Origin of the sequence: Streptococcus sp. HMSC064D12 (assembly GCF_001837205.1) — a bacterium.
GTDB lineage: Bacteria > Bacillota > Bacilli > Lactobacillales > Streptococcaceae > Streptococcus > Streptococcus salivarius_D.
Map to the genome: position 1 here is coordinate 1 of NZ_KV831762.1, position 25896 is coordinate 25896.

23 protein-coding genes and 1 pseudogene are annotated in these 25896 nt (G+C 41.6%); 18 read left to right on the forward strand and 6 right to left on the reverse strand.

Translation table 11 applies throughout. The features are described from left to right. Positions 1 to 52: 52 nt before the first annotated feature. Positions 53 to 508: a YueI family protein gene (locus HMPREF2697_RS08210; protein WP_049528980.1), complete on the reverse strand. Its 456-nt coding sequence runs from the start codon at positions 506 to 508 to the stop codon at positions 53 to 55. Between the two features lie 205 nt (positions 509 to 713). Here HMPREF2697_RS08210 and eno point away from each other — a divergent pair, with 205 nt between their 5' ends. Continuing rightward, a complete protein-coding gene (gene eno / locus HMPREF2697_RS08215) occupies positions 714 to 2018 on the forward strand; it encodes a surface-displayed alpha-enolase (RefSeq protein WP_002886048.1) in 1305 nt (434 codons plus the stop codon). A 153-nt stretch (positions 2019 to 2171) separates the two neighbouring features. Here eno and HMPREF2697_RS08220 read toward each other — a convergent pair whose 3' ends face one another. After that, on the reverse strand, positions 2172 to 2357 hold the full coding sequence (locus HMPREF2697_RS08220) for a hypothetical protein (RefSeq protein ID WP_002886071.1): 186 nt from the start codon (positions 2355 to 2357) through the stop codon (positions 2172 to 2174). Positions 2358 to 2527: 170 nt separating this feature from the next. Further along, the gene (locus tag HMPREF2697_RS08225; RefSeq protein ID WP_070850330.1) at positions 2528 to 4714 is read right to left on the reverse strand and encodes an LTA synthase family protein; all 2187 of its coding nucleotides are present in this window, start codon (positions 4712 to 4714) and stop codon (positions 2528 to 2530) included. Between the two features lie 161 nt (positions 4715 to 4875). Between HMPREF2697_RS08225 and HMPREF2697_RS08230 the strand changes: the two genes are divergently transcribed. The 12 genes from HMPREF2697_RS08230 (at position 4876) to HMPREF2697_RS08285 (ending at position 16427) form a co-directional block, all read left to right on the forward strand. Then, complete coding sequence (locus HMPREF2697_RS08230; protein ID WP_070850332.1) at positions 4876 to 6039, forward strand: class I SAM-dependent rRNA methyltransferase; 1164 nt, start codon at positions 4876 to 4878, stop codon at positions 6037 to 6039. After that, positions 6036 to 6713 carry a type I 3-dehydroquinate dehydratase gene (aroD, locus tag HMPREF2697_RS08235; RefSeq protein WP_070850334.1) on the forward strand — a complete coding sequence of 226 codons (678 nt, stop codon included), beginning with the start codon at positions 6036 to 6038 and terminating at the stop codon, positions 6711 to 6713. The genes HMPREF2697_RS08230 and aroD overlap by 4 nt, the downstream gene beginning before the upstream one ends. Continuing rightward, positions 6703 to 7560: a shikimate dehydrogenase gene (locus tag HMPREF2697_RS08240; protein ID WP_070850336.1), complete on the forward strand. Its 858-nt coding sequence runs from the start codon at positions 6703 to 6705 to the stop codon at positions 7558 to 7560. Before aroD ends, HMPREF2697_RS08240 begins: the two co-directional genes overlap by 11 nt. A gap of 12 nt (positions 7561 to 7572) precedes the next feature. Continuing rightward, positions 7573 to 8640: a 3-dehydroquinate synthase gene (gene aroB / locus HMPREF2697_RS08245; RefSeq protein WP_013990891.1), complete on the forward strand. Its 1068-nt coding sequence runs from the start codon at positions 7573 to 7575 to the stop codon at positions 8638 to 8640. Next, a complete protein-coding gene (gene aroC / locus HMPREF2697_RS08250; protein WP_014634145.1) occupies positions 8641 to 9807 on the forward strand; it encodes a chorismate synthase in 1167 nt (388 codons plus the stop codon). A gap of 29 nt (positions 9808 to 9836) precedes the next feature. Further along, on the forward strand, positions 9837 to 10943 hold the full coding sequence (locus HMPREF2697_RS08255) for a prephenate dehydrogenase (protein WP_070850338.1): 1107 nt from the start codon (positions 9837 to 9839) through the stop codon (positions 10941 to 10943). Positions 10944 to 10952: 9 nt separating this feature from the next. Further along, entirely contained in the window at positions 10953 to 11291 is a 339-nt protein-coding gene (locus HMPREF2697_RS08260) for a YlbF/YmcA family competence regulator (RefSeq protein ID WP_070850339.1), read from the forward strand. An 89-nt stretch (positions 11292 to 11380) separates the two neighbouring features. After that, entirely contained in the window at positions 11381 to 12331 is a 951-nt protein-coding gene (locus HMPREF2697_RS08265; RefSeq protein WP_070850341.1) for an L-lactate dehydrogenase, read from the forward strand. An 80-nt stretch (positions 12332 to 12411) separates the two neighbouring features. Beyond that, positions 12412 to 13695 (forward strand): 3-phosphoshikimate 1-carboxyvinyltransferase, encoded by a 1284-nt coding sequence (gene aroA / locus HMPREF2697_RS08270; protein ID WP_003093644.1) that lies wholly within the window; start codon positions 12412 to 12414, stop codon positions 13693 to 13695. Further along, a complete protein-coding gene (locus HMPREF2697_RS08275; RefSeq protein ID WP_070850343.1) occupies positions 13688 to 14179 on the forward strand; it encodes a shikimate kinase in 492 nt (163 codons plus the stop codon). Before aroA ends, HMPREF2697_RS08275 begins: the two co-directional genes overlap by 8 nt. Then, positions 14170 to 14994 carry a prephenate dehydratase gene (gene pheA, locus HMPREF2697_RS08280; RefSeq protein WP_002890467.1) on the forward strand — a complete coding sequence of 275 codons (825 nt, stop codon included), beginning with the start codon at positions 14170 to 14172 and terminating at the stop codon, positions 14992 to 14994. Before HMPREF2697_RS08275 ends, pheA begins: the two co-directional genes overlap by 10 nt. Before the next feature lie 11 nt (positions 14995 to 15005). Beyond that, entirely contained in the window at positions 15006 to 16427 is a 1422-nt protein-coding gene (locus HMPREF2697_RS08285; protein ID WP_070850345.1) for an LCP family protein, read from the forward strand. A gap of 15 nt (positions 16428 to 16442) precedes the next feature. Here HMPREF2697_RS08285 and HMPREF2697_RS08290 read toward each other — a convergent pair whose 3' ends face one another. The 3 genes from HMPREF2697_RS08290 to HMPREF2697_RS08300 are packed head-to-tail and all read right to left on the reverse strand — an operon-like array spanning position 16443 to position 19050. Next, complete coding sequence (locus HMPREF2697_RS08290) at positions 16443 to 17381, reverse strand: SLAC1 family transporter (protein WP_070850347.1); 939 nt, start codon at positions 17379 to 17381, stop codon at positions 16443 to 16445. 16 nt (positions 17382 to 17397) lie between these two features. Continuing rightward, a complete protein-coding gene (locus tag HMPREF2697_RS08295; RefSeq protein WP_070850349.1) occupies positions 17398 to 18462 on the reverse strand; it encodes an acyl-CoA dehydrogenase family protein in 1065 nt (354 codons plus the stop codon). A 39-nt stretch (positions 18463 to 18501) separates the two neighbouring features. Next, entirely contained in the window at positions 18502 to 19050 is a 549-nt protein-coding gene (locus HMPREF2697_RS08300; RefSeq protein WP_002888987.1) for a carboxymuconolactone decarboxylase family protein, read from the reverse strand. Between the two features lie 214 nt (positions 19051 to 19264). Here HMPREF2697_RS08300 and rlmD point away from each other — a divergent pair, with 214 nt between their 5' ends. The 5 genes and pseudogenes from rlmD to HMPREF2697_RS08325 all read left to right on the forward strand — a co-directional run bounded on the left by rlmD (position 19265) and on the right by HMPREF2697_RS08325 (position 25619). After that, positions 19265 to 20620, forward strand: a complete 1356-nt coding sequence (gene rlmD, locus HMPREF2697_RS08305) for a 23S rRNA (uracil(1939)-C(5))-methyltransferase RlmD (protein WP_021144466.1) — start codon at positions 19265 to 19267, stop codon at positions 20618 to 20620. Between the two features lie 601 nt (positions 20621 to 21221). Next, positions 21222 to 22055 (forward strand): annotated as a pseudogene (locus tag HMPREF2697_RS10720) (ZIP family metal transporter). A 14-nt stretch (positions 22056 to 22069) separates the two neighbouring features. Further along, the gene (locus HMPREF2697_RS08315) at positions 22070 to 22432 is read left to right on the forward strand and encodes an ArsR/SmtB family transcription factor (protein ID WP_070850351.1); all 363 of its coding nucleotides are present in this window, start codon (positions 22070 to 22072) and stop codon (positions 22430 to 22432) included. Continuing rightward, positions 22416 to 24503 carry a heavy metal translocating P-type ATPase gene (locus HMPREF2697_RS08320; protein WP_006145503.1) on the forward strand — a complete coding sequence of 696 codons (2088 nt, stop codon included), beginning with the start codon at positions 22416 to 22418 and terminating at the stop codon, positions 24501 to 24503. Before HMPREF2697_RS08315 ends, HMPREF2697_RS08320 begins: the two co-directional genes overlap by 17 nt. Before the next feature lie 945 nt (positions 24504 to 25448). Next, a complete protein-coding gene (locus tag HMPREF2697_RS08325; protein ID WP_000873143.1) occupies positions 25449 to 25619 on the forward strand; it encodes a hypothetical protein in 171 nt (56 codons plus the stop codon). The last annotated feature ends 277 nt before the right edge of the window (positions 25620 to 25896 follow it).

A 25896-nucleotide genomic window follows, 5' to 3' on the forward strand; every position in this document is an offset into this window, starting at 1 on the left:
GTATAACTTCTGAGGACTTTGTCTTCAATCTGAGCTGACCTTGCGTCAGCTTTTATTTTCCAAATAGTTTAGCGAAAAATCCCTTTTTTTCAGTAACAGGTTCAGTTTCTGTAGGAGCAAGGATATCAGGATAGAGCTCAGAAAATAATACTTTATCAAGGTTTTCTGCTTGATTACTATGTACAATAAGACCGTATGGTGAATGGGCCTTGGCCTCGTCTACGATAGTAGCTGAAATGTTGAGTGCTTGAGCCGTTTTGATATAGGTAAATTGTATCTGGTCAGCTAATTTTGGCGATAGCTTGAGACTAAGATTCGGGTAAACGGCTTGCAAGTCTTTTAAAATCTGCGGAAAATGGTCAATTACAGTTTTCTTTTCAGCATTTTCCAAGAGAACAGCTAGGACTACACGTTCCGCATAGGTTCCAAAATACTGACGAAGTTCATCGGGATTAAGGCGTTTTTCGCCACTAGCGCATTGGAGTACTTTGTTTTCAAGTGAAGTCATAGGAATCTCCTGTAAGTTTTCTACTTGTATTATACAATATTTTGAATTCCTTTTCATTCGGGTCGTTTTCTGAGATTTTCAAAAACAATTGAAAATATTAAAAAATAGAAAATCGCTAGAAAATTCTGGTTTTAATTTGCTTAAGCCTTGATATTATGGTAATATATAGGTGTAAAAAATTTTAACTCATAAGGAGAGTATTGTAATGTCAATTATTACTGATGTTTACGCACGCGAAGTCCTTGACTCACGCGGTAACCCAACACTTGAAGTAGAAGTTTACACTGAATCTGGTGCATTCGGTCGCGGTATGGTTCCTTCAGGAGCTTCAACTGGTGAACACGAAGCAGTAGAACTTCGTGATGGTGACAAAGCTCGTTACGGTGGTCTTGGTACTCAAAAAGCAGTTGATAACGTAAACAACGTTATTGCTGAACACATCATCGGATTCGACGTACGTGATCAACAAGGTATTGACCGCGCAATGATCGCTCTTGACGGTACTCCAAACAAAGGTAAACTTGGTGCCAACGCTATTCTTGGTGTGTCTATCGCTGTAGCACGCGCAGCTGCTGACTACCTTGAAGTTCCACTTTACAGCTACCTTGGCGGATTCAACACTAAAGTTCTTCCAACTCCAATGATGAACATCATCAACGGTGGTTCTCACTCAGACGCTCCAATCGCTTTCCAAGAATTCATGATCGTACCTGCTGGTGCACCAACATTCAAAGAAGCTCTTCGTTGGGGTGCTGAAATCTTCCACGCACTTAAGAAAATCCTTAAAGAACGTGGACTTGAAACAGCCGTAGGTGACGAAGGTGGTTTCGCACCTCGTTTCGACGGAACTGAAGATGGTGTTGAAACTATCATCAAAGCTATCGAAGCTGCTGGATATGTACCAGGTAAAGACGTATTTATCGGATTTGACTGTGCATCATCTGAATTCTACGATGCAGAACGTAAAGTTTACGACTACACTAAATTTGAAGGTGAAGGCGCTGCTGTTCGTACTGCTGCAGAACAAATCGACTACCTTGAAGAATTGGTTAACAAATACCCAATCATCACTATCGAAGATGGTATGGACGAAAACGACTGGGACGGTTGGAAAGCTCTTACTGAACGTCTTGGTGGTAAAGTTCAATTGGTTGGTGACGACTTCTTCGTAACTAACACAGCTTACCTTGAAAAAGGTATTGCAGAACACGCTGCTAACTCAATCCTTATCAAAGTTAACCAAATCGGTACTTTGACTGAAACTTTCGACGCTATCGAAATGGCGAAAGAAGCTGGATACACAGCAGTAGTATCACACCGTTCAGGTGAAACTGAAGATTCAACAATCGCTGATATCGCAGTTGCAACTAACGCTGGTCAAATCAAGACAGGTTCATTGTCACGTACTGACCGTATCGCTAAATACAACCAATTGCTTCGTATCGAAGACCAACTTGGTGAAGTTGCAGAATACCGTGGTTTAAAATCATTCTACAACTTGAAAAAATAATTCTATAGTCATATAGAATGAAAAGAGGTTCCTTAGGGAATCTCTTTTTTTTGCTTGTTCTAAAAAATTTTAGACTAAGATGGGCACCGTCTCTAAATAGGACTTCTAAATATAAAAAATCCCTGCAATCCTATTGATTGCGGGGATTTCGTCTTAGAATAGGCCTTTAATCTTGTCTAAAGCTCCACTGACCATTTCGTTACCTGAAACAAGAGATTTAGCTTGGTCGAAGTACTCGCCCAAATCATCTTTGTTTTCATCGACAAACTTTTTAGCAGCTTCGAAATCTTTCTTTTCGATCATTTCTTTTACTTGGTTAAATAATTCCATTGGATTCATATCGGTTCTCCTTTATAAGTTTTCTTACAAATCCTATTTAATCACGCTTATAGCAAACTAGCAAGAAATATGTTTGAAGCGACTGATATGAGAGTTACAATTTTCCAGTTAAGCACTATTGAGACTTGTTTAATCTAAAAAGGCAGTCCATATTGGACTGCCTTTAGGGGTTATTGTTGTTCCGTTGAAGAGCTGCTTGGCTCTGATTCACCCGAACTTGAGCTAGAGCTTGATTCGGATTCTACAGGATGTAGCTCCTTGTAAGATGGCGTCTTGAATAGATCAGCTGTTGATTTATTGCCTTTCTGCTTGTAGAGGCTAGTTGATTTATCTTTCAGCTTTTTGTTGATCTGTTTCAGTTGATCCATCTGTTTCGTGTAGGAAATCTTGCTAGAATCAACAGGTTTCAAACCATTTGGTGTATAGAAACGAAGGAGGTCACCTGTTTGAACAGCGTCACTCATTGAAAGCTGAGTGGCTACTGCCTTACGAATGGCTTCGTTATCCTTTTTAGTCGTTTCATCAGGGTTGGTAATTTCTTCCCCTGTTTGAGTATTATAGAGTCGACCAGAATAGCTAGTGTATTGAGGAGTAACATATTGACCTGAGGTTCTAAATGCGACAATTTGCTTGTTATCAGGAGATAGGAGGTCTTGTCCCATCTGGATATAAGAGCTAGTGTCAACACCAAGAATGTGAAGGAGAGTTGGAAGGGCATCGACCTCACCGCCAAAGGTGTTAGAGATGCCACCACCAGTATATCCTGGAATATGAATCATGTAAGGAACACGTTGAAGCATGGCCTTATCATAGTTTGACCAAGTTTCAGGGTTCTTACCGAGAAGTTCAGCAAGATTGCTACTTCGTGTATCAGAGATACCATAGTGGTCACCGTACATGACAATAATTGAGTTGTCGTAAAGACCAGTTTCCTTAAGGTAATCAAAGAAGTCTTTGATTGCTGAGTCAAGATAGTTAGCTGTTGCAAAATATCCGTTGACTGTTTCGTCTTTTGTTTCAGCGAGTGGGAAACCTTGTTCCTTTTCATCGCCTGAGAGTGAAGTGTATGGGTAGTGGTTAGATACTGTAAGGTATTTAACGTAGAAAGGTTGTTGCATTTGTTCCAGATATTTGATGGAATCTGGGAACATGTACTTGTCATTTAGACCATACTGGAAGGAGTTTTCATCAGTTTTTTCAGTGAAGGCTGATGAGTCAAAGAAGTAATTATACCCCCATTGTTTATAGGTATTATTACGATTCCAGAAGGATCCAGTGTTTCCGTGGAAAACAGCTGACGTATAGTCACCTGTTTGAGCTAGGATAGATGGTGCCGCATAGGCTGTATTGGTACCACCATAGTTTACCATGTATGATCCTGTACTTAGTCCAAAGAGAGATGTTTCCATCAAGGTTTCAGCATCAGAAGTTTTCCCTGATTTAACTTGGTGGAAAAAGTTTGAAAAGGCTAGCGTCTCGTTTGAGTGGTAGATGGAATTGATGAATGGAGTAACCTCATAGTCTTTACCGTCTACTTGGAGCTTGTAGTCTATGAGGAACTGTTGAAAGCTTTCCAAGTGAATAACAATGACGTTTCTTCCTTTAGCAATGCCATAATACTTAGGATCAGGTGCTGCGTAATGCTCTTTAACGTAAGCTTCAACCTTTTTCATATCCTCAGCTGTTGCAGATGAACGAGCCTGTGAGGCCTGATAAGTTAAGTTACCAGAATAGGCTGTGAAGAAGGGAAGTCCCATAGCACGAACAATATAGTTATTTGAGAAACCACGTGTCAACAACTCGCCACGGTTAACTTCCGCTAAGAAGAGGTTAACTGAGAGAAGGAGTGTCGATAGTGCAGTGACGGCAAAACTAGCTCGTTTGTTAAATGGCTTGCTGTCCATCTTAAGCTTCTTCCTGAAACCAGCATAGATGAAGAAAGGTACATCAATCAGGTAGAAGAGATAGCTTGGCTCAAGAAGGTTCTTGGCGGAGTCTCCTAGTCCTGCTGCCGAACTAGAACTTGCTAGGATGGTATTTACAGTGATGAAGTCTGTAAACTCTCCAAAGTAAATCACATTAGCAATAAGTAAGAGGTTGAGGATGACATAGATAGCAATGGTAATACTATAAAAGAAACGTCGTTTCTTGAAGTATAGTCCTAAACCTAGAAGCATTAATCCTAGTGGAATAGGGTTAATCAGCGAAAGCATAACCTGATATCTGCTTTCCAACTCAAGATTAATGTTGACGTAATAAGCGAATATGGTTTTTAGCCAGTAAAAGAAGAGTAACAAGAGGATAAATCCAAGTCTTGATGAAACTCCTTTCCAAAAGGCTTCATTAATTTTTTTCAAAGTAATACTTCCTTTGATTCTATATTATCTTAATCATTATACCAAATAAGATAATGACTCTCAAAAATTTACTGCCATTGAGTGTGATATTCCTTGACATATAATTGATAAAATCTAGTTACGAAACAGAAATAATAGCATTTTTTTGGTATAATAGTAACATGAGTATATTGACGGTAAGTCCCTTTGCGGAGAAAAAAATCAAACAAGGAAAACAGCTTCTTTTAGCGGAAGATTTTCCAAATATAACTGAAAATAATCAGTTGGTTTACCTTTATAGCCAGTCCAAAGATTTTTTAGGAACGGGCTATTTGTCAAGTCAAAATAAGGGGATAGGATGGTTTCTGTCCCCTAATAAAGAAAAATTGACAGTGACTTATTTTCAAGGACTTTTTGAAAGGGCTAAGGCCAAACGTCAATCCTATTATGATAATGAGTTGACGACAGCTTTTCGTCTTTTCAACCAGGATGGTGACGATTTTGGTGGTCTCACTATTGATCTATATGGCGATTACGCCCTCTTTTCATGGTACAATGCCTTTGTTTATTCCTTGAAGGATGTTATTGTAGAGGCTTTCCAAGCGGTCTTTCCTGAGGTTTTGGGAGGCTATGAGAAAATTCGCTTCAAGGGTCTTGATTTCGAATCAGACCATCTTTTTGGGCAAGAGGCGGCCGATACCTTCACCATTTTAGAAAATGGGGTAACTTATGAAGTTTTCCTCAATGATGGGCTAATGACGGGAATTTTCCTTGATCAGCATGAAGTGCGTGATGGTTTAGTTAATGGCCTAGCTTTGGGTAAATCAGTTCTGAATATGTTCTCCTATACGGCAGCTTTTTCAGTTGCTGCGGCTATGGGTGGAGCGATTGAAACGACATCAGTTGATTTGGCTAAGCGTTCACGTGAATTATCGACGGCTCATTTTGAAGCTAATGGTTTCAGTATGGACAATCATCGCTTGGTCGTGATGGATGTCTTTGATTATTTCAAATATGCAAAGAAAAAAGGCTTATCTTATGACCTTATCGTCATCGATCCGCCAAGCTTTGCCAGAAATAAGAAACGCACTTTCTCAGCAAATAAGGATTACCACAAGTTAATTGCACAGAGTCTTGATATTTTATCAGAGCATGGGACAATCATTGCAAGTACCAATGCTGCTAATATGACCGTGCAACAGTTTAAAAAACAACTGCGTAAGGGCTTGGGAGATGTTTCAGCGGACTTCGTTAACCTGCAACAATTACCAGCGGATTTTACCGTCAATCCTAATGATCCAACATCAAATTATTTGAAAGTATACACAATAAAGGTAAATAAATGAAAATTGTAGTTCCGATTATGCCAACTAGTTTAGAGGAGGCACAAGAGCTTGAACTGTCTCGTTTTGAGGGGGCAGACATTATAGAATGGCGTGCAGATTTTTTAGATAAGGATAGTATCTTAACGGTTGCTCCAGCTATTTTCGAGAAATTCGCAGGCTTTGAGATTGTCTTTACCATCCGTACGACGCGTGAGGGTGGCAAGCTTGAGTTAACGGATGCGGAATACGTCGCACTAATTAAGGATGTAGCTGCTATCTATTCGCCAGATTATATTGATTTTGAGTATTTCACACGTAAGGCTGTCTTTGACCAAATGCTCGAATTTTCAAACTTGGTTTTGTCTTATCATAACTTTGAGGAGACACCTGAAAACCTTATGGCACTTTTATCTGAGATGGCAAACTTGACACCAAGAGTGGTAAAGGTGGCGGTTATGCCTAAGCATGAGCAGGATGTTATTGACTTGATGAACTTCACACGTGGTTTCAAGGCCTATAATCCTGAACAAGAGTTTGCAACTATGTCAATGGGTAAACTTGGTCGTATGTCACGTCTTGCTGGCGACTTGATGGGTTCATCATGGACCTTTGCTAGTCTTGATAATGCCAGTGCTCCAGGACAAATTAGTCTAGCAGATATGCGTAGAATTAGGGAGATTTTAGATGCAGATTGATGGACACACACGCCTAGCAGCTGTTGTCGCCAATCCCATCAAGCACTCTATTTCGCCATTTATTCATAATTCGGCCTTCGAAAAGACACAAGTTAATGGTGTTTATGTGGCCTGGGAGATTCCAGAATCAGACCTAGCCGAGACAGTTGAAAATATTAGACGTTACAACATGTTCGGTATCAACTTGTCGATGCCATATAAGGAAGCAGTCATTCCTTTTTTGGATGAGATTAGTCCTGCAGCTCAACTGATTGGTGCTGTCAATACAGTTGTTAATCGTGATGGTCATTTGATTGGTCATAATACGGACGGTTTTGGCTTCTTTGCTAGTCTAAAGGACTTTAGCCCTAGAGACGCTCATCTGATGATTTTGGGCGCTGGTGGTGCCGCTAAAGCTATTGTGACGCAGGCAGTTCTTGATGGTGCAAAAAAAGTCAGTGTCTACGTTCGCCCTCAGTCATTGGATAAGGCAAAAGAGAGCTTTAAGTCCTTACTTGAACAGGCAACTTGCCACTTGGAGTTTCATGCTTTAAATGATTTTGAGTATTTTCAAGAGGAACTAGGCCAGGCTGATTTATTGGTGAATGCGACCAGTGTTGGGATGGATGGCGAATCCTTGCCTATTCCTACAGACACAAAATTTCCTAAGGGACTCTTGGTTGCTGATATCATTTATCAGCCTTTTGAAACACCTTTCTTGGCCTTGGCTAGGAAACAGGGAATCGAGGCTGTGAATGGACTTGGCATGTTGCTTCATCAAGCAGCAGCTGCCTTTAAATTGTGGACCGGCAAGGACATGCCAACAGACGCCATATGGCAGGAATTAGAAAATATTTACAATAGCTAGGAGGGGACGACTATGAAACTAGAGGTAAATTTAACACATAACCCTTATGACATTATTATTGAAAAAGGAGCCCTTAAGACAGTCGGTCAATGGGTGAAGTCACTTTGGGAACCACAAAAGATTGCACTTATCACAGACAATCATGTGGGAGCTCTATATGCAGAAAAAGTTAAGCTTAGCTTGGAGCATGAAGGTTTTGAGGTAGTCGTTTTTGATTTCCTAGAAGGTGAAGCAAGTAAGAATCTTAAAACTGTTAATAAGGCTTATGAGTTTTTGATTAAGAATGGCATGACTCGTAGTGATGGTATCCTTGCTCTTGGTGGTGGCGTTGTTGGTGATTTGGCAGGATTTGTCGCTTCGACCTATATGCGTGGCATTCACTTCGTTCAGGTTCCAACTAGTCTAACTGCCCAAGTAGATTCATCTATTGGTGGTAAGACAGGTGTGAACACACCATTTGCTAAAAATATCGTGGGAACTTTCGCTCAGCCTGATGGTGTCTTGATTGACCCTAATGTCCTTGAGACACTTGGTAAACGCGAATTGATTGAAGGTATGGGTGAGGTTGTCAAATACGGTTTGATTGACGATCCTGAACTTTGGCACCTCCTTGAAAGCATTGATGGTTCGGTTCACAGTATCCTAGAAAACTCAGAAACCATTATTTACCGTTCATGTAATGTGAAGCGTAAAATTGTGGTTGAAGATGAGTTTGAAGGTGGTGTCCGTATGTACCTAAACTTTGGTCATACGATTGGGCATGCCGTTGAACAAACAGCTGGTTACGGTAAAGTCATGCACGGTGAAGCGGTGGCTATCGGAATGGTTCAGATTTCACGTGTTGCTGAGGAAAAAGGTCTGATGCCTAAGGGAATCACACGTCAAATTGCTGAGATGTGTGTTAAGTTTGGCTTGCCAGTAGACTATGAGCCATGGCGTGTTGAGGAGCTTTATACAGCTCTCACACATGACAAAAAAGCCCGTGGTAATAGCATTAAGACAGTTATCGTTCCAGAGATTGGTAAGGCAGCTATCAATCAAATTCCTTTAGTTGAAATGAAAGAGTACTTGGAGAAATAAATGAGATATTTAACAGCAGGTGAGTCTCACGGCCCACGTTTAACAGCAATTATCGAAGGTGTTCCAGCAGGTCTTCCCTTGACGGCTGAAGATATCAATGGCGATTTGAAACGTCGTCAAGGTGGCTATGGTCGTGGTGGCCGTATGAAAATTGAGTCTGATAAGGTTGAAATCACTTCTGGTGTTCGTCATGGGAAAACAACAGGAGCTCCAATCACCCTTCATGTTATCAATAAGGACCATCAAAAATGGTTGGACATCATGGCTGTGGAAGATATTGAGGACCGTTTGAAAACCAAACGTAAAATCACTCACCCACGTCCAGGCCATGCTGACTTAGTTGGTGGAATGAAATACCGTTTCGATGATTTGCGTAACTCTTTGGAACGTTCTAGTGCGCGTGAGACAACTATGCGTGTGGCAGTAGGTGCTGTCGCTAAACGTATCTTGGCTGAGCTTGATATTGAAATTGCTAACCATGTTGTTGTCTTTGGTGGTAAGGAAATTGATGTGCCTGAGAATTTGACAGTAGCTCAAATCAAGGAATTGGCTCAACAATCAGAGATTTCAGTTGTTAACCAAGAACGTGAACAAGAAATTAAAGATTACATTGACCAAATTAAAAAAGAGGGAGACACAATCGGTGGTGTCGTTGAAACTGTTGTTGGCGGCGTCCCTGTTGGCCTTGGTTCTTATGTCCAATGGGATACCAAACTTGATGCTAAGATTGCTCAAGCAGTTGTATCCATCAATGCCTTCAAGGGTGTAGAATTTGGACTTGGTTTCAAGGATGGCTACCTCAAGGGCTCTCAAGTAATGGACGAGATTCTCTGGAATGAAGAGGATGGCTATACGCGTCGCACTAACAACCTTGGTGGTTTTGAAGGTGGTATGACCAACGGGCAACCGATTGTGGTCCGTGGGGTTATGAAACCTATTCCAACCCTATACAAGCCATTGATGTCAGTAGATATCGAAACACATGAACCATACAAGGCGACAGTCGAGCGTTCAGATCCAACGGCCTTGCCTGCAGCGGGTGTCGTTATGGAATCCGTAGTCGCTACAGTCGTAGCCAATGAAATCTTGGACAAATTCTCTTCTGACAACATGGAAGAATTGAAAGAAGCAGTAGCACGTCACCGTGCCTATGTGAAAAACTTTTAAGTAGCATCAGACAATAGATGGGAGTAGTAATGAGTAAGAAAACTATTTATATCGCAGGATTGGGCTTGATTGGTGGCTCCTTGGCCTTAGGGATTAAAAGGGACCACCCTGATTATGAGATTCTTGGATATAATCGCTCTGACTATTCTCGAAATATTGCACTTGAGCGTGGCATCGTTGACCGTGCAACAAGTGATTTCAAAGAATTTGCTCCCCTCGCGGATGTTATTATCCTTGCAGTGCCAATTAAGCAAACGGTGGCCTACTTGAAGGAGTTGGCTGACTTGGAGCTCAAAGATGATGTCATCATCACAGACGCAGGGTCTACTAAGTTGGATATCGTTGAGGCAGCTGAACGTTACCTAACAGGTAAGAATGTTCAGTTTGTAGGTTCTCACCCTATGGCTGGTTCCCATAAATCAGGGGCTATTGCAGCTGACGTGACACTTTTCGAAAATGCTTATTATATTTTCACACCGACGAGTCTAACAAGAGAGACAACTATCCCTGAACTTAAGGACATCTTGTCAGGGCTTAAGTCACGATTTGTGGAGATTGATGCGGCTGAACATGACCGTGTAACCAGTCAAATTAGTCATTTTCCACATCTTTTGGCTTCTGGACTTATGGAGCAGGCAGCTGATTATGCTCAGGCTCATGAGATGACCAATCACTTTGCGGCTGGGGGCTTCCGAGATATGACCCGTATTGCTGAGAGTGAACCTGGCATGTGGGCTTCCATTCTCATGACCAATGGGCCAGCTGTTTTGGATCGTATTGAAGATTTCAAAAAACGTTTGGACAATGTGGCTGACTTGATTAAGGCTGAAGATGAGAATGCCATTTGGGAGTTCTTTGACAACGGTCGTAAGAAACGTAAAGAGATGGAGATCCACAAAAAAGGTGGCGTGGAAAGTGCCTTCGATATTTTCGTGGATGTGCCTGACCGAGAAGACGTTATCCTTAGCATTATGGAATTGTTACGAGGAACGTCTTTGGTTAACCTTCGTATTAATGAGGAAAATCGTGAGGATATTCACGGTATCCTCCAAATTACTTTTAAAAATGAAAAAGATCGCACACATGCTAAGACTGTTATTGAAGCCAATACGGATTATCATGTGGTGATCGCCTAGGAGAATAAAATGACAAATATTTATGATTTAGCAAATGAGTTGGAACGTGGCATTCGTGCCCTTCCTGAGTACAAAACTTTGGTAGAGAAAAAAGAAGCGATTGCAGCTGATGCTGAAGCTAGCGCTCTTTTCAAAGAGTTTACTGATTTCCAAGAGGATTTCTATGCTAAAATGCAAGCTGGTACAATGCCAACAGCAGAAGAACAAGCTGCTGTTCAAGAATTGGGTCAAAAGGTAGAAGCTAATGCACTTTTGAAAGAATACTTGGCTGCACAACAAAGTTTGTCTGTTTATTTGAATGATATTGAACGTATCATCTTCAAACCTTTGCAAGAATTGAATAGTTAATCAAAGAGGGTGTGTCAATTGACAGGCCCTTTTCTGCATTCAAAAGAGATTGTCTAAGGAAAAAGCTAGAAATATTTAGGAGGAAAACGATGAGTCGTAAGATTGGAATTATTGGTATGGGAAATGTTGGAGCTGCAGTAGCTCATGGGGCAATTGCTCAAGGCTTGGCCGATAGCTATGTCTTTATAGATATCAATGAGAAGAAGGCCGAGGCAGATGCCCAGGATTTTAAGGATGCCATGGCAAATCTACCTAGCTATGCAAACATTGTTGTCAATGATTATGCAGCACTTGAAGATGCTGATGTGATTATTTCATCTCTTGGCAATATTCAGTTACAGCATAATGCTGGTGAGGATCGCTTTGCTGAATTTCCATTTACTCGAGAAGCTGTTTATCTGGTTTCTCAGGAACTTAAAAAATTGGATTTTAAAGGCATACTCTTGGTTATCTCGAATCCTGTAGATGCCGTATCAGCCCTCTATCAGGAATTCACAGGCTGGCCAAGAGAACGTGTGATTGGGACAGGGACTTTACTCGATACCGCTAGAATGAAGGCGGCGGTAGGAGATGATTTATCAGTCAATCCCAAATCAGTATCCGGCTACAATCTTGGCGAACATGGGAATTCCCAATTTACAGCCTGGAGTCAAGTTAAGGTCAAAGGTCAAGACATTACAGCATTGACAAGCGAAGAAGAGCGACAAAATCTGTTTATGGCTTCCATGAAGGGTGGTCACAAGGTCTTTTATGGTAAGGGCTATACTTCTTACGGCATTGCCAGTGCGGCTCTTCGTTTGGTAACTATTATCCTTTCAGATGCTCAAGAAGAAGTGGCAGTATCAAGCTATCAAGAAGCCTATCAAACCTATCTAGGCTATCCAGTTATTTTAGGACGTCAAGGGGTGGCTGCTCCCGTTCACTTGTCTTTGTCTGCTGAGGAAAATCGTCTTTTGGAGGAGTCTGCTAACTTGATTCGGAACCGTGTTCAAGAAGCAGTTGCCTTTCTGAAAGAAAAGTATGGCAATACAAGCGAGTGAATATTTTGACAATTCAGTCTATGGTTAGGCTTTCAAATATGGTATAATGGGAATAACTATAAAATTTTTAGGAGTAACCTATGAAACTAGAAACCAAGGCTCAAGGTCTTCATGGCAGCTTGCGCATCCCTGGTGACAAGTCAATCAGTCACCGTTCTATCATGTTCGGAAGTCTTGCCAAAGGTGTGACAACTGTTCGTGATATTTTACGAGGTGAGGATGTCCTCTCAACTATGCAGGTCTTCCGTGATTTGGGTGTGACTATCGAGGATGATGGTGATGTGGTACGCATTCACGGTGTTGGTTTTGATGGTCTCAAGGCTCCTCAAAACAAGTTGGACATGGGGAACTCTGGAACATCGATTCGTTTGATTTCAGGTGTGCTTGCAGGTCAAGATTTTGATGTGGAAATGTTTGGAGATGATTCCCTTTCAAAACGTCCGATGGACCGTGTGACCATTCCATTGCGTCAGATGGGTGTAGAGGTTTCAGGTCAAACAGACCGTGATTTGCCACCATTGAAAATGCACGGTAGCAAGTCCCTTAAACCTATTCATTACCAATTGCCTGTGGCCTCTGCTCAGGTAAAATCTGCCCTTATTTTTGCAGCTCTTCAAGCTGATGGTGAATCTGTCATCATTGAAAAGGAAAAAACACGTAATCATACGGAAGATATGATTCAGCAGTTTGGTGGTCAGCTTCAAGTAGATGGCAAGGAAATTCGTATTTCTGGTGGCCAAAGCTTTACTGCTCAAGAAGTAGTGGTTCCAGGTGACATTTCTTCAGCTGCCTTTTGGTTGGTAGCGGGACTCGTGGTGCCTAACTCTAAGATTGTCTTGGAAAATGTCGGAATCAACGAGACACGTACGGGTATCATTGATGTGATCAAAGATATGGGTGGTAAGATTACCCTTTCAGATATTGACCAAGTTGCCAAATCTGCGACTATTACGGTTGAAACTTCAGAACTTAAAGGAACTGAAATTGGTGGCGATATCATTCCACGTTTGATTGATGAACTTCCGATTATCACACTCTTGGCGACGCAAGCCCAAGGTAAGACAGTGATTCGTGATGCTGAAGAACTCAAGGTCAAAGAGACCGACCGTATTCAGGTGGTGGCAGATGCCTTGAATGCTATGGGGGCTGATATTGTTCCAACAGAGGATGGTATGATTATCACTGGTAAGACCGCTCTTCATGGAGCAGAGGTCAATACCTTTGGTGACCACCGAATTGGTATGATGACAGCTATTGCTGCTCTCTTGGTTCAAGATGGTGAGGTTGACTTGCAACGTGCAGAAGCTATCAATACAAGTTACCCAAGCTTCTTTAGTGACTTGGAAGGATTGCTCAATGGCTAAAGTTTTATTGGGCTTTATGGGAGTTGGTAAGAGTTCCGTCGCCCCATACCTGGATGGTCGTTTCGTTGATATGGATCAGGTCATCGAGGAGAAAATCGGCATGTCCATTGCTGATTTTTTTGCAAAAGAAGGTGAAGCAGCCTTTCGTCAGATTGAGTCTGAGACTTTGGAAGAACTTCTCCAAGAGGGAGATGATGTCGTCATCTCTACTGGAGGTGGTGTCGTTGTAACGGAGCGTAATCGTCAGCTCTTGGTCAAGAATCGTAAGCATAACGTTTGGCTCCACGCTTCTTTCGATGTGGTCTATGATCGCATTCAAAAGGATACCGAGAATCAACGCCCACTCTTTCTCAATCATTCAAAAGAGGATTTTAAGGCTATTTATGACGGTCGAATGGCACTCTATCAAGATTTAGCAGATTTGGTTGTCACAGTTGATAACCGAACGCCAGAAGAAGTAGCAAGGTTTATCAAATGTATGTAGGTTATTTGGGCCCAAGTGGGTCGTTTACTCATAATGCAGCCTTAAAGGCTTTTCCTGAGGCAGAATTGGTTTCATTAGGCACCATTACTGAGGTTATCAAGTCTTATGAAGAGGGACGTGTGGATTATGCGGTCATTCCAGTGGAAAATTCCATTGAGGGCTCTGTTCATGAGAGTTTAGACTATCTCTTCCATCAGGCCGATATTCGTGCTGTGGCAGAGATTGTTCAGCCCATCAAGCAGCAGTTGATGGCGACTAAACATCATGAGAAAATTGAGAAAATCTTCTCACACCCACAGGCCATTGCCCAAGGGAAAAAGTACATTAAACAGCATTTTCCACATGCCAAGATTGAGACAACAGCAAGTACAGCCTTTGCGGCTCGTTTTGTCGCTGATAATCCAGATCAGCCTTATGCGGCAATCGCTCCGCATGCAGCTGCTAAGGAATACGGTCTTCAAATATTGGCTAAGGATATCCAGGAGATTGAAAAGAATTATACCCGTTTTTGGGTGCTGGGGAACACAGTTCCCGAGATTCCGCTCAATCAGATTGATTGTAAATTAACGCTGGCCTTGACCCTGCCTGACAATATGCCAGGGGCACTGTACAAGGCCCTATCGACCTTTGCCTGGCGAGGCATTGACTTGACCAAGATTGAAAGCCGTCCGTTGAAGACGGTACTTGGCGAGTATTTCTTCATTATTGATTGTGATTATACAAAGGAAAAGTTGGCTCAGTTCGCTCTTGAAGAGCTAACTGCAGTTGGAATTGGATATAAAATCTTGGGTGCTTACCAAGTCTATGAAATTTAAAGGGAAATCTTATGACCAAATCTAACAATGGGCCGTTTACGCATCATGAACGGTTACGTTACAGCTATCTTTTAAAAAATCTTGCTCACCTGAATGGACAGCAGGCTTCAGAATTCAATTATCTTCAAGGAAAGTTGGATGCCTATGAAGCTGAGCGGCGGTATCAAGCGCAAATAGAGGACTATCAAGCAGCATGGCGCCAGCCTTATGACAATCGTTCTGACTACTATCAAGAACGTGATTATGAGTCTGTCAATCAGCTAACTGAGGAAGGTTTGCCCGTCTATCGGGAGGAAGTCGCTCAAAGTAAACCTAAACGTAAAAAGGTTCAAAGGCAAGCAACTCTTTCAACAACGTCGGCTCCAAGGTCCAAGTCGCAAGTAGCCAAGAAGAAGCGACCAAAGAAAAAGAGAAGGCTCAAGAAAGTTGTTAAGCTGGTGCTTAGTTGCTTGAGTCTTGGAGTTGTGTTCTTAGTGATAGCCATGGCCTATCAATTTTACAAGGGAACAGACCTTTCTGCTGCAGGTAATAATGGTAAATCCTATCAGCCTGCTGTAGTTGAGACCTTTAATGGTAAGGATACCAAGGATGGGGTTAATATCCTTATTCTGGGTTCTGACCAGCGAGTTAGCCAAGACTCTACCGATGCCAGAACGGACTCCATCATGGTTGTCAATGTGGGCAATAAAGAAGGTAAGATTAAGATGGTTAGCTTTATGCGAGATACCTTGGTCAATATCAAGGGGGCTTCAGAAACCGACTATTCTCAGGACTTGAAACTTAATACGGCTTTCAATATTGGTGAGCAAAATAATCATCAAGGGGCAGAACTCATGCGTGAGACCCTCAAACGAAACTTTGACATTGATATTAAGTATTATGCCATGGTTGACTTTGAAACCTTTGCGACAGGGGTCGATACCCTCTTCCCGAATGGTGTGGAAATCAATGCAAAGTTTGCGACCATTGATGGTAAAAAAGTGTCATCAGTACAAGTCCCAGATGATTTGAAGATGGACAAGAATGGTCATGTGCCAAATCAAACCATTAAAGTTGGTAAGCAGGATATGGATGGTCGCACCCTTCTGAATTATGCTCGTTTCCGTAAGGATGACGAGGGAGATTATGGCCGTACCAAGCGCCAGCAACAAGTGATGCAGGCTGTTATGAAGCAGCTTAAGAATCCACTTAATCTCTTCAATGGACCTGAGGCTTTGGGGAAGGTTTACTCACTGACCTCAACCAATATGAGTATGACGGATATGTTGGATTTGGGACTTTCAAATGCTGGTAGTTTCAAAAAAGGGATCAATTCGCAAACCATTCCTTCGGATGGTGATTGGATTGACAGTTATGATTTGTATGGCGGTCAAGGGATTGAAATTGATTTTGATAACTATCAGTCAAAATTAAAAGAACTAGGATTTAGATAAGAAAACAAAGCAGGTTCACACTGAACCTGCTTGTTTTTTGGTATTAAGAGCTTGTATAAGCGCCTTGTATAAGAGTTTTAGAAAATGATAGAGCAAATAGGTCATGATGACAAGAACGAAGGCGAACTCTACCTTATAAACCAATTGGGTAGCTGGATTGACTAGTCCAAGACTGGTAGTGGCTGCCTTAAAAGCATTGACACTATTGACTAAGGGAAAGCTAAAAGCTGCAAAAAGTGGCATAAAGCCTTTTCTAACCAGTTTTACGAAGAGATCAAGAGCATAGAAAAAGAATGCTTGCGAGAATAAGAGTAGGACAAGTAAAATAATAGTTGCAGGTCTTTGATTACTCTTGATTGAGCTGGTAATGAGAAGGGCCAGAGGTGCTGCTAAAATAGCAAGTATAGGTCGATAGAGGTGAGGGATGACTATCTGTCTCATTCTCCACAAAACAAGTGGAAAGAGGGCTAGAGTCGCTAATGCCGTTACTCCCAGAATAAGTCCCTTGATGCTAGTTGGAACACTAGCTGGTACTGTCACAAGACTGATAGCAGGTCCAACGTAGATCACGAACCAGCTTGGAAAGACTTGGTTCAAAGATAGTGGGCGCATAAAACGCAGACTGAAAAAAATAATATAGGCAATATAAAGTCCAAGGATCCCAACCCAAGTCACACTTAAACCTATTTGAGCTAGTGGAAGGCGGCTGGCAAAGAGAAAGGCAGCCATAAAGTAGCTAGCAAAGGCCGAAGCAATGACTGGATTGTGCAAATCTTCCCTTACTTGTTCAAAGCCAAGAATCAAGCGTCCTAGTATAAGTATAAAACCTATACTTGCCAGAAACCAAATGCCCTGAGCAATCAGGGCATAGTGGTTTATTTGATTGGATAAACTAAAGAGGGCAAGAACTAGACTAGATAGGGCCAAGGGAATTTTCTTAAAAAATACCTTCATTGGTCCACCGGCCTTTCTAGCTAGCTGCAAGAATGTGACGAAGCTGTACCGCACTCGGAGATACAATTGGAAGGAAGACGCCTTCATTCCAACGACGGATAAAGCTTGACTCTGATTCTTTCAAATAGCCACGACCACCACTAGCCTGAAGTTCGAGGAGCAGGCTGTTGGCTACGACGTCGACAATATCGATACGCAATTGGAAAAGTTCACGTGGTTTTTCAATGAAATAATTAGCATCATTAAGACCCGCAAAGAGTTGGTCTTGAATAGCAAGAAGATTTCCACGTGTTGCTTCAAATTCCTCACGAAGAACGCTACGGTTACTGTTTAGACTAGCTTCAACCTCATCAAGAGAACGTTGTGCCAAACCAAAGGCAAGACCAAACTGGAAGCCAAGGAAGTTCGGACGTGTTTTGGCAATATAGTCTGTACCTTCTTTTGAAAGGACCCAATTAGGATCTAACTTAACGTGATCAAAAGTAAGAGAGGCAGTGTTAGCACCTTGAAGGGAAACAAATTCCAAATCTTCAGAACGGCTGAGGCCCCCAGCTTCAGATGGAATGGTGATAATCCAAGGTTGGCTACCGTCTTTAAAGTCAGCAGCAAAGAGAGCAGCGAATTTATCAGAACGAAGGTTAGTTACCCAAGGCAAACGGCCATCGAGATAGTAGTCATCACCTTCTTGACTGATGGTAACATTCAATTCTTCAATATCTGACAAGAATTTGACCGCATTTGACAAGCCAGTGCCACCAGCACGCTCACCGGTATACAATTCTTTCAACCATGTTTCACGAGGGTAAGCATTGTCACTCGCAAGGATATACTCGATGAAAGTACGGTGTCCCCAAGAAATAAAGGAAGCTGTCAAAGAGTGTTGTGCCAATTCATCAAGCACATCAACGACTTGAGTAGGACCACCACCTAGGCCATCAAACTCAGCAGGCACGCCGATTTTAAAGACGTCGTTTTCAGCAATTTTTTCAAGAAGTTGGTCCGCAATTGGTCCAGACTCTTGGTCAATATGGTCAGCGTTGGTATCCAACCAAGTAAGGAATTCTTTTGAAAAATGTGACATAGGCTTAGGTCCTCCTCTAGTTTATCCTTTGGTTTTGAATTAAGCGAATTCTTGAAGTTCAGGGTTAATCGGTGTTTGTGCGAGATTGTTAGCGTAGTTACACAAGCTAGCAAGGCTGACACCCAAGATAACGTCAAGGGCATTTTGAGCAGTATAACCAGCTTCCAAGAAGTCATTGTAGGCTTCGTCACCAACAGCACCTTTGGTATTAATCACGGCAATAGTGAATTTCGCAAGGGTATCAAGTTTTGGATCATCTTCGATTGGTGTACGGTTACGAAGGGCTTCCAAAAGTTGAGGTGTCATTTGGATTTGCTTGATTGAAAAGGCTGTGTGACCTGCCACACAGAAGGCACATCCGTTAGTAACAGCAGCTGTAATTTGAACAACCTCACGTTCAGTTGGTGTCAATGAATTGCGACGGTTGATTTCACCGACAGTACGGTAAGTTTCAAGCGCAGTTGGCGCATTAGCAAGGAGACCAATCAAATTTGGAATGAATCCCCCATTGGCATCTTTGACTGTTTGAAGGACGTCTTTGACTTCTTCTGGTGCAGTTTCGATTGTATGAATGGTAATATCTGGCATGATTATTCTCCTTTAGATAGAAACGACATCTAGCCAAGTTGCTGAGTCGTTTAATTTTTTGTCATGGACCTATGATAGCACTGTATGACTTTTCTGAAAAATCTATATTATTTATGGCCAGCCATAAATTTAATTTATATGTGCTATAATGGAGGGTAGTAAAAGGCTTTAGAAGATATGTTTAAGCCCTATAAAGAGTAAAGAAAGTTGAATTATGTTAAATAAAAACGATATTGTAGAAGTTGAAATTGTCGATTTGACACATGAAGGAGCAGGCGTTGCCAAGGTGGATGGCTTTGTCTTTTTCGTGGATAATGCCCTCCCAGGTGAAGTCATCAAGATGCGCGTGCTTAAGCTCAAGAAAAATATCGGCTTTGGAAAGGTTGAGGAGTATGTGACCCTTTCACCAAACCGCAATCAGGACATTGATGCAACCTATCTCCGTTCAGGGATTGCTGATTTTGGACATATGACCTACGAGGAGCAGCTCAAGTTCAAGCGTAAACAAGTTGTGGACAACCTCTATAAGACAGCAGGCATCTCAGACGTAGAGGTCACTGAAACATTGGGGATGGAGACGCCTTACGCCTACCGTAACAAGGCTCAGGTACCTGTTCGCCGTGTTAAAGGTCAGCTTGAAACAGGTTTCTACCGCAAGAATTCGCACGACTTGATTCCAATTGAAGATTTCCTTATCCAAGACAAGGAAATTGATAAACTCATTGTCTTTGTCCGTGACCTTCTCCGTCGCTATGACCTCAAACCATACGACGAGAAGGAGCAGACAGGTTTGATTCGTCACTTGGTGGTTCGTCGTGGCCATTATTCAGGTCAGTTGATGTTGGTCTTTGTAACGACTAGACCAAAAATTTTCCGTATTGATCAAATCATTGCTAAAATTACAGAAGCCTTCCCAAATGTCGTTTCTATCATCCAAAACATCAACGATAAGAACACTAACGCCATCTTTGGTAAGGAGTTCCGTACCCTTTTTGGTCAAGATACCATTACAGATAGTATGTTGGGCAATGACTATGAGATTTCTGCCCAGTCATTCTATCAGGTTAACACCGAGATGGCTGAAAAACTCTATCAAACAGCCATTGACTTCTCAGACCTAAACAGCGACAGTATTGTTATTGATGCCTATTCAGGTATCGGGACAATCGGTTTGTCATTCGCCAAACAGGTCAAGGAAGTCTATGGCGTTGAAGTCATTGAAACAGCCGTCGAAGATGCTAAGAAAAATGCAGAACGCAACGGCATTACTAACGCCAACTATGTGGCTGACTCAGCTGAAAATGCCATGGCCAAGTGGAGCAAGGATGGCATCAGACCAGATGTTATCATTGTGGATCCACCACGCAAGGGCTTGACAGAAAGCTTCATCAAAGCCAGCGTCGCCATGCAACCTGAGAAGATTACCTATGTCTCATGTAACCCAGCAACAATGGCGCGTGATATCAAACTCTACCAAGAATTGGGATATGAATTGAAGAAAGTACAACCGGTTGATTTATTTCCGCAAACGCACCACGTGGAGTGTGTAGCTTTGCTCGTAAAAGCCTAGAACCTTTGAACGAAAGGGATAATGAAAAGCCTTGATTGCAAGGCTTTTTGCTTTATGGTGGGGAAGTATTAGAGTAAGTAATTTTTGGAGTGAGTGGAAGTGATAGTTAGGAATTCTCAAATTCTATTTCCATTTACACTGTGGGTACGTTTTTATTTCCATTGACAAGGAGTTTGAGGGAATAGAAACGTACCCACCTATATGAAAAAATCACGAAAGGTTTGATCTATGGAAATCAGTAGAAATTAGGTGATACAATAACACGTTATAAAAACCTTGAAATCAGTATGTTTCAAGGTTTTAAGTACTCTTACGGATAGCATTGGGAACATCTAACTTTCTTGAGGAGTAAAGTTTGTTTCTCAATATAGTAATCGTTAAATTGTGTCGAAGCGTTATATGATATGATAATTCCAAATAGTCCTTTGGGCTTTTTATGGCATTGTGATATTCTCTAAGAACACGAGATTGCTTCAATAATTTACAAAGTTATGGGGATTTCTCATAGCTTTTTTACTTTCTTCCTTGACAATTGAGCGAGTGTTCAACTATAATGATAATAGTTAAGTGGTTGTTCAACTGAATCATCGATTATTGAGGTATGAGATGTAATTTTTCTTCTCTATCACCAGTAATGCAAGCTTTATTAGCTGGCTTATTCAACTGGTTTTGTACCCTTATCGGTGCTAGTTTGGTCTTTTTTGTCAAAACCATTCATCAAAAATTCATGGATATGATGATGGGCTTGGCAGCGGGCATTATGACGGCAGCGGCAGTCTGGCCTTTGCTTGTCCCTTCTTTGGACTATAGCCAGTCAATAGCTACGAACAGATTTTACTGGTTGACGACGGCTGTTGGTTCTATTGTCGGGGGCTTATTTATCCGCTTTATTAATTATTTGGTTCCCGACCTACATTTGAATCATCAGATGAGTGATAAGGAAGGGATTTTGAATCCCAAAAGACCCTTATCAAAGACCATGCTGCTTTATCTGGCGGTAGTGTTTCATAATATACCAGAGGGCTTAGCAGTTGGTGTGGCATTTGCTAGTGTGGCAAATCTCGCAACTAGACTTTCCTTTACGTGAATGAGTGCCCTTGGATTGGCCTTGGGAATTGGCATCCAAAATATTCGAGAAGGCTCTGCCTTGTCCTTGCCACTACGGGTAGAAGGGCGAAGTAGGAAATCAGCTTTCTACTATGGCGCCATGTCAGCGATTGTTGAGTCGATTGCAGCTGTTTTAGGGGCCTATGCTGTTATGTCTATGACCCAGCTACTACCTTATGCTCTCTTATTTGCGGCGGGAGCCATGATTTATGTTGCAGTGGAAGAACTTGTGCCAGGTGCTCAAGAGCACAAGAATACCGATATTGCGACAAGTGGGGTTATGGCCGGATTTCTAATCATGATGTTACTTGATACAACTTTAGTATAGGAGGAATAGAAAATATGTCACAGTGTTTAACAGCTTGTAATCCAGATTTAATTCAAGGGGTCCATGAGACGGAGTTTGATACCGTTACATTGCTAAATATGTCCAATTTTTTTAAGGCGATTTCTGACCCAACTCGTTTGCGGATTTTACAAGCAGTACGGCAAAATCCAATTTGTGTCGGAGACTTAGCGATTGCGTTACAGATGACCAAGTCTGCTATTTCTCACCAACTATGCTATCTGCGGGACTGCCAATTGGTCAAGGGGGAGAAAAAAGGAAGGATGACCTATTATGAACTTGCGGACGATCATGTCGCAGCAGTCTTGTCTTTGACACTGAAACATTTGAAAGAGGAAAAACATGAAGAAAGAGTATGAACTTCGAGGAATTGACTGTGGCAATTGTGCTGCTAAGATTGAACGTGCTGTCAATCAATTGGAGCAGGTAGAATCTGCCACTGTCAATCTGATAGCTCAAAAGCTGATTTTGGAAACAAAAAGCGAAGATGGGATAGATAAGGAAATTATTGACTTGGTGGATGCTATTGAACCTGGAATCGAAGTTATCAGTGAGAAAAAGGAAGAGGCACTTCCAGAAAAACGAGATTGGGCGAAAGAGCTGCTACTTGCTGTTATGATTCTATTTGCCTTCGGCTTTTTCCTGCCAGAGGAGTATTTCTGGATTCGTCTGGTCTATTATCTGACCCTATATATCATTATCGGCCATAAGGTTCTTATCAAGATGGTTCAAAATATTCAACGTGGTAATCTTTTTGATGAAAACTTTTTGATGAGTATCGCGACCTTAGGAGCCTTTCTCTTGGGAGAATTTCCAGAGGCAGTAGCCGTCATGCTTTTTTATCAGATTGGGGAGTATTTCCAAGATAAGGCCACCTCTCAATCTCGTCAGTCCATTGCACGATTGATGGATATTCGGTCGGATAAGGCTTGGAGACTAGAGGGGGGAGAAACCGTTCAAGTAGACCCTGAAACAGTAAGGGTTGCGGACCATATTTTAGTTAAGCCTGGGGAGAAGGTGCCCCTAGATGGTCTGGTCAGAGAAGGTCGTTCTATTCTGGATACGTCAGCCTTGACAGGAGAATCACTGCCTAGGGAAATTGGCGTTGGTGAGGACATTACAAGTGGTGTGATCAATTTGACTAGTCCATTGGTAATTGAAGTGAGTAAGACTTTTTCGCAATCAACGGTCAACAAAATTTTGGAATTAGTTGAAAATGCAAGCAATAAAAAAGCGGAGACGGAACGGATGATCACACGTTTTTCGCGTGTGTATACACCAGTGGTTGTCGGAATCGCTTTTCTGCTTGCAAGCCTGCCTCCCTTGCTTGGTTTAGGGGAGTGGTCGACTTGGCTTTATCGGGCACTTACCTTTTTAGTCATTTCTTGCCCTTGTGCTCTTGCGGTTTCGGTACCAATGAGTTTCTTTGGCGGGCTAGGGGGAGCATCTAAATTAGGTGTCTTAGTGAAAGGTGGGAATTATTTAGAGGCTCTTGCCAAGTTGGATACGGTCGTATTTGATAAGACGGGGACAATTACAAAAGGTATCTTTGCGGTGGATACCGTTGTCAACGCAGAAGGTGTCGAGGATGATATTCTGTACCTCGCTGCCCATCTGGAAAGCTATTCCAATCATCCAATCGCAAACTCTATTCGAACAGCCTATGGACAGGAAGTGGACGAGAATAGGGTGAGTCAGATTACCGAGCTACCAGGGCAGGGCATGTCCGGTAGGGTAGATGGCAGACAGCTCTATCTTGGGAATGCTAGATTAATGGAAGTTCAAGGGATTGCTTATCCAGCTATTGACAGCACAGGAACAGTTCTCTATTTGGCAGAGGACAGTCATTTTCTAGGCTATTTCCTTATCACAGACCAAGTGAAGGAGACGAGCATCGAGGCCTTGAAGGATTTACAGGCAGTCGGAATTAAAAAGACGGTTCTCCTTTCAGGCGATCGTCAGGCAGTGGTTGATGAATTTGCACAGCAATTTGCCTTTAATGATGCATTTGGAGATTGCTTGCCTCAGGATAAGGTGAGTACATTTGAGGAAATTCTGACTCAGTCTCAGCAGGCTGTTGCCTTTGTTGGAGATGGGGTGAATGATGCACCGGTTCTTGCTAGGGCAGATGTTGGTATTGCTATGGGAGGGCTAGGTTCGGACGCAGCCATTGAATCAGCAGATGTTGTACTGATGGATGATGACCTTGGAAAACTTCCTCAAGTCATTCGACTGGCTAAAAAGACAGTCAGAATAGCTCGGCAAAACATGACCTTGGCTATTGTAGTTAAACTAATTTTCTTGGTTCTAAGTGGATTGGGAATTTCTAATATGTGGGAGGCAATCTTTGCAGATGTTGGTGTAACGCTACTGGCAGTATGGAATGCATTGAGGACCTTGAGGATAGATACCTCCACTTTGTCAAAGTAAGTGAACAAACAGAGCGATATACAAGTTTTTGTATAATCGCTTTTTTAAACTATGATATGGGCTTTAACGATTTTAACCTAAATCTAGTAACCGTTGAACGTGCATCAATAGAACACACTATGACCATCAACAAGAACTACGTTACTTTCATTAAGGGTATTTTCTGGTAAATTTCAAAAATAAAACCTTGATTTTGCGCCATTTCTTTTTTTCCTTCCCGAAGGCGCGGGAGTACACCCCTTTTGTTAAGGATTTATCCCTTTTTAAATAAAAATAATACAAGTAGGACACTTCTAAAAGTGATCTACTTTTTTTAAATATTTTCATTCTAAAGTTTAATTTTAAACAACAACTCTATCACTTTCGTTATATAATATAGATGTTGACTAACTCCACATGTTGAGGCGGTAAGTTTGCTAGTCAAGGAGTAAAACGACGAAGATTAGCATTTACTTCCGCCCATGCGATAGCTGTCCGTGATTGACAAGTGCTAGCACGCTGACAGAACGGAGATAGCGAACCGCTGAGTGTGTCGCTCTGCTCGTAAAAGCTTAGAAACCTTTGAACGAAAGGGATAATGAAAGCCTTGATTGCAAGGCTTTTTGCTTTATGGTGGGTAAGTATCAGAGTGAGAAAATTTTTGGAATGAGTAGAAGTGATAGCTAGAAATTATCAGTTTCTATTTCCATTTACCCTGTGGGTACGTGTTTGTTTCCATTGACAAGGAGTTTGTGGGAATAGAAATGTACCCACCTTGTTTGAATCAAGTGAAGTGTAGTTGAAGGAAATCTGTTGAAAGCAATACTTCATTTTACCGAATAAGTAATAATTTAGGCAACTTCAAATCGATTAAAAAAAACTATTTTAAAGGTTAAGAGTAGACAAAAATTGTCCACTCTTTTTTGCAAACTCAATTTATCAATAAATGAAATGAGGGAATGTAAAATGAAATATTTTGAGGTTGAGTTAGAAAATCCTGATGAATTTTTAAAACTACAAACAGAAGATTTTGTGAAAGCTAATCGCTTGCTACTAAGGAAGATAATCCAGAGCGTTACAGTCTATGAAGAAAACTTCGTCATATCCTTTAAATCTGGCATCGAATTGGAAGTATGAGTCTCATTCCATAACTTTTATATTGAACATATCATCTTGTTGTGTTATACTATAAATTGATATAAACAAAGATGTAGGAGGAACCGAAACTATGACAGCCTCAATGCGTTTAAGATAAGCTGGCAATAAAAAAAGCAGAATCTATACCCGATGATAGGCTTTTTTGTTGTGCTTATTTATACGATATTGAGCATTCATTAGTTACGGTGAGGATATTGGTTATTTAACTATACCTTTATTTAACTATGTCTTTAATATGAATGTTTCCAAATTGTAT